Origin of the sequence: Streptomyces sp. VTCC 41912 (assembly GCF_045799175.1) — a bacterium.
GTDB classification, from domain to species: domain Bacteria; phylum Actinomycetota; class Actinomycetes; order Streptomycetales; family Streptomycetaceae; genus Streptomyces; species Streptomyces albulus_C.
On the sequence record NZ_JBJMAB010000020.1, the window covers coordinates 133,030 to 146,225 of the forward strand.

At 73.9% G+C, this 13,196-nt stretch carries 10 protein-coding genes; all 10 read left to right on the top strand.

What is annotated here, in order from left to right; translation table 11 throughout:
• The first annotated feature begins 13 nt into the window (after positions 1–13).
• The 10 genes from ACJ6WD_RS25610 to ACJ6WD_RS25655 all read left to right on the top strand — a co-directional run bounded on the left by ACJ6WD_RS25610 (position 14) and on the right by ACJ6WD_RS25655 (position 12,961).
• A complete protein-coding gene (locus tag ACJ6WD_RS25610; protein WP_376445587.1) occupies positions 14–844 on the top strand; it encodes a helix-turn-helix domain-containing protein in 831 nt (276 codons plus the stop codon).
• Positions 841–1,062, top strand: coding sequence for a DUF397 domain-containing protein (locus tag ACJ6WD_RS25615; RefSeq protein ID WP_407616570.1), 222 nt, complete (start codon positions 841–843; stop codon positions 1,060–1,062). Before ACJ6WD_RS25610 ends, ACJ6WD_RS25615 begins: the two co-directional genes overlap by 4 nt.
• Before the next feature lie 23 nt (positions 1,063–1,085).
• Complete coding sequence (locus ACJ6WD_RS25620; protein ID WP_407616571.1) at positions 1,086–2,309, top strand: M20 family metallopeptidase; 1,224 nt, start codon at positions 1,086–1,088, stop codon at positions 2,307–2,309.
• 132 nt (positions 2,310–2,441) lie between these two features.
• On the top strand, positions 2,442–3,239 hold the full coding sequence (locus ACJ6WD_RS25625; protein WP_233661680.1) for an SDR family oxidoreductase: 798 nt from the start codon (positions 2,442–2,444) through the stop codon (positions 3,237–3,239).
• 75 nt (positions 3,240–3,314) lie between these two features.
• On the top strand, positions 3,315–5,369 hold the full coding sequence (locus tag ACJ6WD_RS25630) for a glycoside hydrolase (protein WP_407616572.1): 2,055 nt from the start codon (positions 3,315–3,317) through the stop codon (positions 5,367–5,369).
• Positions 5,370–5,646: 277 nt separating this feature from the next.
• Positions 5,647–6,891, top strand: coding sequence for an NAD(P)/FAD-dependent oxidoreductase (locus ACJ6WD_RS25635; RefSeq protein WP_407616575.1), 1,245 nt, complete (start codon positions 5,647–5,649; stop codon positions 6,889–6,891).
• Positions 6,891–9,530 (top strand): nitrite reductase large subunit NirB, encoded by a 2,640-nt coding sequence (gene nirB, locus ACJ6WD_RS25640; protein WP_407616573.1) that lies wholly within the window; start codon positions 6,891–6,893, stop codon positions 9,528–9,530. Before ACJ6WD_RS25635 ends, nirB begins: the two co-directional genes overlap by 1 nt.
• The gene (gene nirD, locus ACJ6WD_RS25645; RefSeq protein WP_331249776.1) at positions 9,527–9,883 is read left to right on the top strand and encodes a nitrite reductase small subunit NirD; all 357 of its coding nucleotides are present in this window, start codon (positions 9,527–9,529) and stop codon (positions 9,881–9,883) included. The genes nirB and nirD overlap by 4 nt, the downstream gene beginning before the upstream one ends.
• 42 nt (positions 9,884–9,925) lie before the next feature.
• A complete protein-coding gene (locus ACJ6WD_RS25650; RefSeq protein ID WP_407616574.1) occupies positions 9,926–10,864 on the top strand; it encodes an oxidoreductase in 939 nt (312 codons plus the stop codon).
• A gap of 204 nt (positions 10,865–11,068) precedes the next feature.
• Positions 11,069–12,961, top strand: coding sequence for an APC family permease (locus tag ACJ6WD_RS25655; protein ID WP_331249774.1), 1,893 nt, complete (start codon positions 11,069–11,071; stop codon positions 12,959–12,961).
• Positions 12,962–13,196: the final 235 nt, after the last annotated feature.

A 13,196-nucleotide genomic window follows, 5' to 3' on the forward strand; every position in this document is an offset into this window, starting at 1 on the left:
AGAGGTCATAGCGTTGGACGAGTCCACTGAACCCGAAAACTTGAATCCCCTGGAACGCTTCGGCCGTGACGTCCGACAGGTGCGCCTGGCCCGCAAAATCACGCAGAAGCGCCTGGGTATCGCCATCGGCTACTCCGAGGGCTACGTGAGCAAGGTCGAGTCCGGAACACTGTTGCCGAGACCCAGCGAGAAGTTCGCCAAGGGCTGCGACACCGTGTTCGGCACCGGTGAGCTGTTCGCCGGCCTGCTGGAACGGATCGACGAGGGCGACCACCCGAGTTGGTTCTTCCCGTACCTGAAACTGGAGCGCAAGGCGACGCGGATACTGGACTACTCCGCAAGCCTCGTCATGGGCATCCTCCAGACCGATGCCTACGCCCGCGCTATCTTCAGTTCGTCGCATCCGCGTGAAAGCCCGGAGCTGATCGACGGCCGAGTCGCGGCTCGACTACGTCGTCGTGAGGTCTTCGATCGGGAGCGGCCGCCGCTGCTGTGGGTCATCCTGCACGAGGCGTGCCTGCGGACCGTCGTAGGTGATTCCGAGGTAATGGCCGAGCAGTTGACGTACTTGACGAGGGTCATGGCGTCACCGCAGATCGACCTCCAGGTCCTGCCCTTCTCGGCAGGTGCGCCCGGGGCACACACCAGGCCGTTCACCCTGCTGACCTTTGACGGCTCCTCCACGGTGCTGTACGCCGACGGCCCGCAGGGCGGCAAGCTGTACGACTCCGCCGAAACCCTCGCTGTACATCTGGACAGCTACGATCGGCTACGGGCGAACGCGCTTTCCCCGGCACATTCGTTGGCTCTCATCAAGACCGTGCTGAAGGAGTACCGATCATGAGCAGCGACTTCGATCTTGCGGGCGCCGATTGGCTCAAGTCGTCCTACAGTGACGGGGACGGCGGCCAGTGCGTCGAGTTCTCCCCCGCCCACGTCCAAACGCACGGCGTGGTCCCCTTCCGTGACAGCAAGCTCCCCCACGGCCCCACGATCACCATGTCCGTAACCGGGTGGTCCTCGTTCGTGGACGCGGTCAAGAATGGGGAGTTCGCCGTCTGAGGACCGTCTGAGGAGGAGCGCCCGTGGACCTGCGTGACGATGCCCGTGCCCTGTCCGGTGAGCTCGTGCGGTTGCGGCGGGCGCTGCACCGGATTCCGGAGACCGGGCTCGAACTGCCCCGTACGCAGGAGGCGGTGCTGGCCGAGCTGGATGGGCTGCCGCTGGAGGTGAGCACCGGCGCGGGGCTGAGTTCGGTGACGGCGGTGCTGCGCGGGGCGGCGCCGGGGCCCGTGGTGCTGTTGCGCGGGGACATGGACGCGTTGCCGGTGGCCGAGCGCCTGGGCCTGGACTTCGCCGCGGACAACGGGCGGATGCATGCGTGCGGGCACGATCTGCACACCAGCATGCTCACGGGGGCGGCGAAGCTGCTGTCGGCGCACCGGGACCGGCTCGCGGGGGACGTGGTGTTCATGTTCCAGCCGGGCGAGGAGGGGTACGACGGGGCCCGGCACATGCTGGCGGAGGGGGTGCTGGAGGCGGCCGGGCGGCGGCCGGTGGCGGCGTACGCGCTGCACGTGCTGTCGGCGGGGCAGCCGAGCGGCGTGTTCGGGGCGCGCGGCGGGCCGATGATGTCGGCGTCCAACGTGCTGCGGGTGACGGTGCGCGGGGTGGGCGGGCACGGGTCGATGCCGCACCGCGCCAAGGACCCGGTGCAGGCGGCGTGCGCGATGGTGACGGCGTTGCAGGCGTGGATCACGCGGAGCTTCGACGTCTTCGACCCGGTGATCCTGTCGGTCGGCACGTTCCACGCGGGGACGCAGCAGAACGTGATTCCGGAGTCCGCGGTGTTCGAGGCGACGGTGCGGAGCTTCTCGGAGGCGGCCCAGGCCCGGGTGAAGGACGGGACCGTGGAGGTGTGCCGGGGCGTGGCGGCGGCCCACGAGGTGGCGGTGGACGCGGAGTTCGTGGAGACGTATCCGGTGACCGTCAACGACGCGGCGGAGGCGGAGTTCGTGGCGCACACCGTGCGGGAGGCGCTGGGCGAGGAGCGGTTCGCGGCGCGGCGGAATCCGTTGCCGGCGTCGGAGGACTTCTCGCGGGTGCTGGACGAGGTGCCGGGCGTGATGATGATGCTGGGCGCGCCGCCGGCCGGCGCGGACCCGGAGCGCACCGCCAACAACCATTCTCCGCTGGCGGAGTTCGACGACGCGGTGCTGGCGGACGGGGCGGCGGTGTACGCGGAGTTGGCGGTGCGGAGGCTGGCGAAGGGTGACGAAGGGCGGCGGGGTGAAGGGGTGAAGGGCTAGGGGGCGTCGGGCGGGGGCGGTGGTCCCCGGTTCGGGCGGCGGCTTGACCCTGACATCCGTGTGAGGCTCTAGCGTCCCGGTCATCCGCGCGGCGTGCAGGTGCGCCGCGCCGCATGCGAGGGAGCCGCTGCCATGACCCACCCCCACCGCCCGCTGGACGGAAAGATCGCCCTGGTCACCGGCGGCAGCCGGGGCATCGGGCGCGCCATCGCCGAACGGCTCGGCCGGGACGGGGCCGCCGTCGCCCTGACCTACGCCCGTGACGCGGCGGCCGCCGACGACGTGGTCGCGTGCATCCAGGAGGGCGGCGGCCGGGCGGTCGCGCTGCACGCCCCGCTGGGGCAGCGCGGTGACGCCGCCGCCCTCTGGTCGGCCTTCGACGAGCACACCGCGGCATGGGCTCCGGCGGCGGAGGGCCGGCCGCGGCCGGTGGTGGACGTCCTCGTCAACAACGCGGGGATCGGGATGGCGGCGGCGCTGACCGCCCTGACCGAGGACGACTTCGACGAGGTCTTCGCGGTGAACGTGCGGGCCCCGTTCTTCGTGGTGCGGGAGGGGCTGGAGCGGCTGCGGGACGGCGGGCGGATCGTCAACGTCTCCAGCGGCGCCGGCCGGCTGGCCATGCCCGAGGCCATCGCCTACGGCGCCACCAAGGGGGCGTTGGACAACTTCACCCTCAACCTGGCCGCGGCGCTGGGCCCTCGGGGCATCACCGCCAATGCGGTGGCGCCGGGGATCATCGACACCGACGTCAACGCCGGTTGGCTGCGCGGCAATCCGGTGGCGGAGGCGGACGCCGCCGCGCGGGCCGCGTTGGGCCGGGTCGGCCGGCCGGACGACGTGGCGGACGTGGTCGCGTTCCTGGCCTCGCACGACGCGCGGTGGGTCACCGGCCGGGTGATCGACGCCACGGGCGGTGTCCGGCTGTGACGGGTGTCCGGTCCGCCCCGGTTCGTGAACCCGGGTCTTAGAACCTTCTTAAGACCCGCCACTATTCACATGGGCATGACATCACAGGGCAGGACTGCGCAGAGCAGGACATCGAAGGGCCGCACGGCCAAGGGTCGTACGGCCAAGGGTCGTACGACGACGCGCACCCGGGTGGTCGCCGCGTCGTTGGCGCTGACCGCGAGCGCGTTCGGGGTCACCGGGTGCGGGCGGGCCGAGGCCGGGACGCTGGCGGACGGACGGCTGGCGCTACCGGTCGCCGGGGGGACCGCCACCGTCGACACCACCACGCTCGCGGTGCGCGCGCGGGCCGACGACGGGACGCAACTGGTGCTCTCCGAGGCGGCCGACGGCGGGCTCGGGGTGCCCGGGCCGGTGACCCGCACCGCCGACGGGGCGCGTTGGACGTACCCGGCCAAGGGGCTGTCGGTGACGGCGCGCACCGAACGGGGACGGCTGCGGATCGGCATCCGCTCGGACCGGGACCAGCAGGTGAGCTGGCCGGTCACCGGGACGGACCGGGCCGCGTCGGCCGTGCAGGTGCCGCGCGGGGAGGGGTTGGACCTCCCGGTGCGGGACGCGTTCTGGAACTCGGAGCGGGGCGGGCTGGCCGGCAGCACGGTGGACGTGGGGGCGGACCTGGCGCTGCCGCTGTGGGGGTACGCGATGGGCGGCGACGGGGCCGCCCGGCACGGGGTGAGCTACCTGACGCCGACCGACCTCGGGACGTCGCTCGCGTTCGCGTCGCGGGGCGGGACGCTGCGGACCACCGCGGCGCACGCCTTCGACGCCGGGGAGGGGACGCGGGAGTACGAGGTCTCGTTCGCGTTGACCGACGGGGATCCGGTGGCGCCGGCGGCCGACTACCGGTCCTACCTCGCGCAGCACGGGCAGTTGGGCAGCCTGCGGGAGAAGATCGCGAAGAATCCGGCGAACGGGAAGCTGCTCGGGGCGTTCCACGCGTACGCCTGGGGCGAGGCGCGGACCGCGGCGGGCGTGGCGCGGCTGCGGAAGCTGGGCGTGGACCGGATGTGGCTGGGCTACGACGCCGGGCCGGGCCCGATGGACGCCGCGGCGGTGCGGGCGGCGAAGCAGGCGGGGTACCTGGTCGGGCCGTACGACTCGTTCGCCAACGGGCAGGACCCGAAGTCGGCGGACAGCCCCACCTCCGCGTGGCCGGGCACGGTGTACCCGGACTTCTGCGTCCGCGCGGCCGACGGGAGCCCGGAGACCGGGTTCGGCGGGCGGGGCTGCTACCTCAGCTCGCAGGCGTTCGAGCAGGCCGAGCCGGCCCGCCACTACCTCGCGGACCGGACCCGGAAGATGACCGCGAACGGGGCGAACAGCTACTTCCTGGACGTGGACGCGACCGGTGAGGTGTTCCGGGACCACGCCGCGGGCCACCCGATGACGAAGGCCGGCGACCGGACCAACCGGCTGGCCCGGATGGGGCGGTTGGCGCAGGACTTCGTGCTGGGCTCGGAGTCGGCGCAGCCGTGGGCCAACGGCGTGCTGGCGTTCGACCACGGCTCGGGGACGCCGGTGACGGACGGGTTGTGGAAGCTGGAGCGGGACAAGGAGACGTGGGGCGGCTGGTACCCGCAGAACGCCCCGAAGAACTTCTTCCAGCCGGTGACGCTGCCGGCGGACCTGGCGACGGCGATGTACGACCCGAAGTACCGGGTGCCGCTGTTCGAGACGGCGCTGCACGGGTCGCTGGTCAACGTCGAGCGGTGGGAGCTGTCCTACGACAAGCTGCCGGCACAGAAGACCACCCGGGCGCTGCTGTCGATGCTCTACAACACGCCGTTGAACTTCGTGCTGGACGGGCCGTCGCTGACGAGGAACGGGGCGGAGCTCGCCGCGCTGCAGAAGTACTTCGCGCCGTTGCACAAGGCCGCGGGGACCGAGCGGATGACGTCGTTCCGGTGGATGACGGCGGACCGGAACGTGCAGCGGACGGTGTTCGGCGACGGCGTGCTGACGGTCACGGCCAACTTCGGCGAGCAGGCGTACCACGGGCTGCCGGGCGGGTGCGTGGACGCGCGGCTGCGGGGCGACGCGAAGCCGCGGCGCCTGTGTCCCGCCCAGGTCAGCGGCGCGACGCGGTAGTGCGACGACGCCCCGGTGCGGTTGGCGCATGCCGCCGACATCTCCTCACAGTGCGGTCGGCGCGCCGCTGAGGGCGGTGTTCCGCCGGGGTAACGCGGGCGATGCCGGCGGGTAACAGTGGCGTCGCAGGCTGTCGGACATGACACTGTCGGACGCCGCGCGGACGGAACCCGCGCCGCCGGGCGCGGCGGTCGCGGACCGTGCGGCCGTGGGCACCTCGCACCCGGACCCCGCACCGGGGTCCGGGGCGACGCGGGTGCTGGTGGTCGGCGGCGGGATGGCCGCCGCCCGGCTCGTCCAGCAGCTGGCCGCGGCGGTCGGCACCGCGGGCCCGGGGGCACCGGCGGTGACCGTCCTGGCCGAGGAGCCGCATCCGCCGTACAACCGGGTACTGCTCGCCGAGGTCCTCGCCGGCCGCTACCCGCCCGAGGTGATCGCGCTGCCCGCGCCGGCCGCCGGGGTGCGGTGGTGCGGCGGCGTCCGGGCGACCCGTATCGACCGGGTCGCCCGGCGGGTGCGGTGCGCGGACGGGCGGGAGTTCGGCTACGACGTGCTGGTCCTGGCGACCGGCGCCAATCCCGTACTGCCGCCGCTGCGCGGCCTGTGCGCACCCGGCGGGCGGGAGCTGCCGGAGGGGGTGCATCCGTTCCGCGCCCTGGACGACTGCGCGGCGCTGGCCGCGGCGGTGCGGCCCGGGCTGCCGGCGGTGGTCGTCGGCGGCGGCCTGCTCGGGGTCTCGGCGGCGCGGGCGCTGGCCGCGTGCGGGGCGCGGGTCCTCCTGGCACACCAGGGCACGCACCTGATGGAGCGTCATATCGACGCGGAGGCCGGGGCGCTGCTCCGGGACCACCTCACCGCGCGCGGCGTGGAGGTGCACACCGAGTGCCGGGCGCGCGGCGTCCTGACCCGGCCGACGGGCGGGTCCGCGGGCCCGGCCGGACGCCGGGTGCACGCCGTGGAACTGGCCGACGGGCACCGGCTCGACGCCGCCCTGACCGTCCTGGCCTGCGGCGTCCGCCCGCGCACCGGCCTCGCCCGGGACGCCGGTCTGGACGTCGGCGCCGGCATCCGGGTCGACGGCGCGCTGCGCACCAGCGACCCGCGCATCCACGCCGTCGGCGACTGCGCCGAGCACCACGGCACCGTGTACGGACTGGCCGGCGCCGCCCAGGAACAGGCCGACGCGCTGGCCCGAGTGCTGACCGGCCCCCGGCCCACCTCCCCCGCCTACACCGGGACCCGCGCCCTGACCCGGCTCACCCTGGCCGGGCGGGACGCCCTGGACCTCGCCGCGTTCGGCGAGACCGCGCCGCGCCCCGGCGACGACGTGGTGCGGCTCGCCGACGCCACCCGCGGCACCTACCGCAAGGTCGTCGTCCGCGGCGACCGCCTGGTCGGCGGGGTGCTCGTCGGCGCGCTGGGCACCGTCGGCACGCTCGCCCGCGCCTGGGAGGACGCCGAACCCCTCCCGGCCGACGACGGCCCCCTGCTCCACCTGCTCACCCACGACGGAGGCTCCTGATGTCCACGACGGCTCTTCGTGAGCGGCCCCGCCCCACGCTCGTCCTCGTCGGCCACGGCATGGTCGGCCAGCGCTTCCTGGAGGCACTGGCCGCACGCGGCCTGACCGGCACGCACCGCGTGGTCGTGCTGTGCGAGGAGCCGCGGCCGGCCTACGACCGCGTGCACCTCACCTCGTACTTCTCGGGGACGGCGCCCGCCCAACTCTCCCTGTCCGACGAGCAGTTCCTCGCCGAGCACGGCATCGAACTGCACCTCGGCGACCCGGCCGAGACCGTCGACCGGACCGCCCGGACCGTCACCGCCCGCTCCGGGCTGACCGTCCACTACGACGCCCTGGTCCTGGCCACCGGCTCGTACCCCTTCGTGCCGCCGGTCCCCGGCAAGGACGCCGAGGGCTGCTTCGTCTACCGCACGATCGAGGACCTGCTGGCGATCGAGGCGTACGCGAAGCACCGGGCGAAGACCGGCGCGGTGGTCGGCGGCGGGCTGCTCGGACTGGAGGCCGCCGGCGCGCTGAAGGGCCTCGGACTGGCCACCCACGTCGTGGAGTTCGCGCCGCGCCTGATGCCGGTGCAGGTGGACGAGGGCGGCGGCGCGGCCCTGCTGCGCACCATCGAGGACATGGGGCTGACGGTCCACACCGGGACCGGCACCCAGGAGGTGGTGACCGGTGCGGACGGGGCGGTCACCGGGATGCGCCTGTCGGACGGCACCGAACTCGGCACCGACCTGGTGGTGTTCAGCGCCGGCGTCCGCCCCCGCGACCAGCTCGCCCGGGACTGCGGACTGGCGGTCGGCGAGCGCGGCGGCATCACCGTCGACGCGCAGTGCCGGACGGTGACCGATCCGCGGGTGTTCGCCGTCGGCGAGTGCGCGCAGGCGGCCGACGGGCGGGTGTACGGCCTGGTCGCCCCCGGCTACGAGCAGGCGGAGACGGTCGCCGCGACCCTGGCCCGGGAGGAGTCCGCGTTCACCGGCGCCGACCTGTCCACCAAGCTGAAGCTGCTCGGCGTGGACGTGGCGTCCTTCGGCGACGCGCACGGCGCCACCGAGGGCTGCCTCGACGTCGTCTACGCCGACTCCCGCGCCGGCCTCTACAAGAAGCTGGTCATCGGCCGGGACGGCACCCTGCTCGGCGGTGTCCTGGTCGGCGACGCGGAGGCGTACGGGACGCTGCGCGCGCTCACCGGGTCGGTGCCGCCGCTGGCGCCCGAGCACCTGGTGCTCCCGGCGGGCGCCGGTGCGCCCGGGCAGCTCGGCCCGTCCGCGCTCCCGGACGACGCGGTGATCTGCTCCTGCCACAACGTCACCAAGGGCACCATCCGCGGCGCGGTCACCGCGCACCGGTGCGCCACCGTGCCGGAGGTCAGGAAGTGCACCAAGGCCGGTACCGGCTGCGGCAGTTGCGTCAAGGTGCTCGGTCAGCTCGTCAACGAGGAGCTCGCGGCGAACGGCGTGAAGGTCGACACGGGCCTGTGCGGCTGCTTCGCACGGACCCGCGAGGAGCTCTACGAGATCGTCCTCGCCCTGCGGATCACCTCGTACCAGCAACTGCTGGACACCCACGGCCGGGAGGGCGCCCGGGGCACCGACGGCTGCGAGACCTGCAAGCCCGCGGTCGGCTCGATCCTCGCCTCGCTCGCACCGGCGATCGGCGCCGACGGCCACGTCCTGGACGGCGAACAGGCGGCGCTCCAGGACACCAACGACCACTTCCTGGCCAACCTCCAGAAGAACGGCTCGTACTCGGTCGTCCCGCGCGTGCCCGGCGGGGAGATCACCCCGGAGAAGCTGATCGTGATCGGCGAGGTCGCCCGGGACTTCGGGCTCTACACGAAGATCACCGGCGGTCAGCGGATCGACCTGTTCGGCGCCCGGGTCGAGCAACTCCCGCTGATCTGGACCCGGCTGGTGGACGCCGGCTTCGAATCCGGCCACGCCTACGGCAAGTCGCTGCGCACCGTGAAGTCGTGCGTGGGCCGGACCTGGTGCCGCTACGGCGTCCAGGACTCCGTCCGCATGGCGATCGACCTGGAACTGCGCTACCGGGGGCTGCGGTCCCCGCACAAGCTGAAGGCGGCGGTCTCCGGATGCGCCCGCGAGTGCGCGGAGGCCCGGTCGAAGGACTTCGGCGTGATCGCCACCGCGGGCGGCTGGAACCTCTACGTCGCCGGCAACGGCGGCGCCACCCCGCGCCACGCGGACCTGCTGGCCCAGGACCTGTCCGACGCCGAGCTGATCCGCCTGATCGACCGCTTCCTGATGTTCTACCTCCGCACCGCCGACCGCCTGGAGCGCACCAGCGTCTGGCTGGAGCGGATCCCGGGCGGTCTGGAGCACGTCCGCGACGTGGTGGTGGCGGACTCCCTCGGCATCTGCGCGGAACTGGAGTCGCTGATGGCGACCCACGTGGACCACTACCGCGACGAATGGGCGGAAGCGCTCGCCGACCCCGAGAAGCTGGCCCGGTTCGTCTCCTTCGTCAACGCCCCCGACACCCCCGACCCGGTCGTCGGCTTCGTCCCCGAACGCGACCAGATCAAGCCCGACCTGCCGCTGCTGTCGCTCGGTCTGCGGCCGGCCGCCGGTCCCCGAAAGACCCTGGTAGACGCCCTGGAAAGGAGCCCCCAGCGATGACCCTGGCCCCCGAGACCCTCGATCTGGAAGTGCAACTGCGGCTGTCCGAGGAGTGGTTCACGGTATGCGGACTGCGCGCCCTGACCCCGGGCCGCGGGGTGGCGGCCCTCCTGCCCGACGGCCGCCAGGTGGCGGTCTTCCGCGACCGGGCGGGCCGGCTCTACGGCATCGACAACCGCGACCCGTTCGGCGGCGCCGCGGTCCTCTCCCGCGGCCTGACCGGCACCCACGAGGGTCGCCCGTTCGTGGCGTCACCGCTGCTCAAACAGCGCTTCGACCTGGAGACCGGACGCTGCCTGGACGATCCGTCGGCGTCCGTCACGGCCTACCGGATGCGGACACGGGCGGTGTGAGGACCCGGCGTAGGCTGGCCCTCCCCTACCGAGGAGTACGACGTGACCCGGTGGAACACCAGCCACATCCCCGACCAGACCGGCCGCGCGGTCGTCGTCACCGGCGCCAACAGCGGCCTCGGCTACGTCACCGCCCGTGAGCTGGCGCGGCGCGGCGCCCGGGTGGTGCTGGCCTGCCGCAGCGCCGAGCGGGGCACCGCGGCACTGGCCCGACTGCGGTCCGAACTGCCCGTCGTGGAGGCCGAGTTCCGCCCGCTGGACCTGGCCGACCTGGCGTCCGTACGGCGCTTCTCCGAGGACCTCGCGGACTTCTGCGGCGACCGGCTGGACCTGCTCGTCAACAACGCGGGCGTGATGGCACTGCCGCAGCGCACCACCGCGGACGGCTTCGAGATGCAGTTCGGCACCAACCACCTGGGGCACTTCGCCCTCACCGGGCTGCTGCTGCCCAAGCTCCTGGCGACGCCCGGGGCGCGGATCGTGACGGTCTCCAGCATGCTGCACGCGCTCGCCAACGTGGACCTCGACGACCTCAACGGCACCCGCTCCTACCACCGCTGGCTCGCCTACGGCCGCTCCAAGAGCGCCAACCTGCTCTTCACCCGCGCACTGGCCCGGCGACTGGCGGCGGCCGGGTCGCAGGTCGTCGCGGCCGCCGCACACCCCGGCTACGCGCACACCAACCTCCAGACGGCGGGCGTACGGATGGAGGGCCGGCGGAACACCGAGCGGGTGGTGGAGCTGGGCAACCGGCTGATCGCCCAGCCCGCGGACGGCGGGGCGCTGGGGACGCTGTGCGCGGCCACCGCCCCGCACATGCGGCCGGACTCCTTCGTCGGGCCGCGCAACGGACTCCGCGGCGCCCCGGCCCCGTCGTTCCGCGCCCCGTGGACGCGGAACGACGCCACCGCCGACCGGCTCTGGACGGCCTCGGAGGACCTCACCGGAGTGCGCTACGAGGTCACCGTGCCGACCGCCTGACCCCCGGCCGGCAGGAGCGCTCCGGCCGGGTGCGCCGCGCGCCCGGCCGGAGCGCGGGGGCGCGCGCGGGGCACCGTGCCGTCAAGATCGCGTGAAGATCGCCGTGCCGTCCGCCAAGGGCGCGCCAAGGCCGCTCGCGGGCCGCCGGACACCCCCGCACGCTGGGCTGGTCCCACCCAGTGCCGCACGGAGGTACGACGAACCATGTCGACGGTGTCGCAGCCCGCAAACCGGCCCGAGCAGCCGCCCCCGGCGGCCGCCGCCGGTCACCCCGCCGCCGGCACCCCGGCACCCGCCCCCGACCCGGCCGGCGACCGGCACCGGCTGACCGCCCTCCAGGGCCTGGCCGCGCTCTCCCTCGACGCGATGGCCTCCGTCGCCTACGGACCGGAAGCGATCGTGCTGGTGCTGGCCGCGGCCGGCGCCCACGGCCTGGGATTCACCCTCCCGGTCACCCTCGCCATCGCCGCACTGCTCGCGGTCCTGGTGGCGTCCTACCGCCAGGTCATCGCCGCCTTCCCCAACGGCGGCGGCTCCTACGCGGTCGCCAAGACCCACCTGGGGCGCCGCTCGGCCCTGGTGGCCGCCGCCTCCCTGGTCCTGGACTACATCCTCAACGTCGCGGTGTCGGTGACCGCCGGCGTCGCCGCCCTCACCTCCGCCTTCCCCGCCCTCTACGGCGACCGGATGTGGATCTGCCTGGCGGTGCTGGTCCTGGTGACCGCGATCAACCTGCGCGGCATCGCCGACTCGGCGCGGGCGTTCCTGCTTCCCACCGCCGTCTTCGTCGCCTCGATCCTGGCCATGATCGTGGTCGGGCTGTTCCGGGACGCGCCGGCCTCCACCGTCACCGCCACCGGACACGCCTCCGTCCTCGCCCACAACGCCACCTCCGTCGGCGCGCTGCTGCTCCTGAAGGCGTTCGCGTCCGGCTGCTCGGCGCTGACCGGGGTCGAGGCGGTCGCCAACGCCGTGCCGTCCTTCCGCGCCCCCGCCACCCGGCGCGCCCAGCGGACCGAGGTCGCGCTGGGCGCCCTGCTCGGCGCCATGCTGATCGGCCTCTCGCTGCTCATCGGCCGCTTCCACCTCCAGCCCGTCGAGGGCGTCACCGTCCTCGCCCAGCTGGCGGACGCCTCACTCGGCCACAACTGGGCCTTCTACGTCGTCCAGTTCGCCACCATGGTGCTGCTCGCGCTCGCCGCCAACACCTCCTTCGGCGGGCTCCCCGTCCTGATGGGACTGCTGGCCCGCGACAACTACCTGCCGCACGTCTTCGGCCTGAAGGCCGACCGGCAGGTCCACCGGCACGGCGTGCTGGCCCTGGCCGCGGTCGCCGCCGCCCTGCTGGTCTTCTCCGGCGGCGACGTCAACACCCTGGTGCCGCTCTTCGCCATCGGCGTCTTCGTCGGCTTCACGCTCTGCCAGGCCGGGATGGTCCGCCACTGGTACCGGGAGCGGTCCGCCCGCTGGGTCGGCAAGGCACTGCTCAACGGCCTCGGCGCGGTGCTCACCGCCGCCGCCGCGGTGGTCGTCACCGCCACCAAGTTCACCGAGGGCGCCTGGCTGATCGTCATCGCGCTGCCGCTGCTGGTCCTCGCCTTCGAGGCCGTCCACCGCGCCTACGCACGCATCGGCGACCGCCTCGGCCTGGGCCGGGTGCCCGAGCCGCCGCGCCGCGCCCGCTCCCTCGTCGTCGTGCCCGTCTCCCACCTGTCCCGGCTGACCGGCGAGGCGCTCAACGCGGCGGTGTCCCTGGGCGACGAGGTCGTCGCGGTCACCGTCACCTACGACACCCCCGAGGACCGGCCGGCCACCGAAGCGCTGCGCCGCGACTGGGAGTTGTGGAACCCGGGCGTGGACCTGCTGGAACTGCCCTCCCCCACCCGCTCGCTCGGCCGCCCGATCGCCGACTACGTCGCGGACCTGACGGCCCGTCGCCCCGAAGCGCGGATCACGGTCCTGATCCCGGAGGCAGAACCCGCGCACCTGTGGCAGCGGGTGCTGCAGAACCAGCGCGGGGCGGTGCTGGCGCGGGCGGTGCGGCGGGATACGGGGGCGGTCATCTGTCGCCTGCGGTTCCGGCTGGCGCCGGGGTAGGCGAACGTCGTCGGGTGCCCCGCCGTTCCGCCTTCGGCGGGGGTCTTGCGTACGTTGTCGGCTCTCCCGCCGTGGTGGGTTTTTGCCTTCGGCGGGGGCCGTGCCGGTGTCGTCGGCTCTCCCGCCGTGGTGGGTTTCGCCTTCGGCGGTGGGGGGTTGAGGGGTGGGGGTTCGGTGGGTGGCGGGTGGCGGGGGGTGGGGGGGGGGGGGGGGGGGGGGGGGGGGGGGGGGGGGG

Bases quoted from the DNA above. Each gene is read 5' to 3' on its own strand.
- ACJ6WD_RS25615 (WP_407616570.1), top strand. From the start codon at position 841: ATGAGCAGCGACTTCGATCTTGCGGGCGCCGATTGGCTCAAGTCGTCC.
- ACJ6WD_RS25655 (WP_331249774.1), top strand. From the start codon at position 11,069: ATGTCGACGGTGTCGCAGCCCGCAAACCGGCCCGAGCAGCCGCCCCCG.
- ACJ6WD_RS25625 (WP_233661680.1), top strand. From the start codon at position 2,442: ATGACCCACCCCCACCGCCCGCTGGACGGAAAGATCGCCCTGGTCACC.
- ACJ6WD_RS25635 (WP_407616575.1), top strand. From the start codon at position 5,647: ATGGCCGCCGCCCGGCTCGTCCAGCAGCTGGCCGCGGCGGTCGGCACC.
- ACJ6WD_RS25630 (WP_407616572.1), top strand. From the start codon at position 3,315: ATGACATCACAGGGCAGGACTGCGCAGAGCAGGACATCGAAGGGCCGC.
- nirB (WP_407616573.1), top strand. From the start codon at position 6,891: ATGTCCACGACGGCTCTTCGTGAGCGGCCCCGCCCCACGCTCGTCCTC.
- nirD (WP_331249776.1), top strand. From the start codon at position 9,527: ATGACCCTGGCCCCCGAGACCCTCGATCTGGAAGTGCAACTGCGGCTG.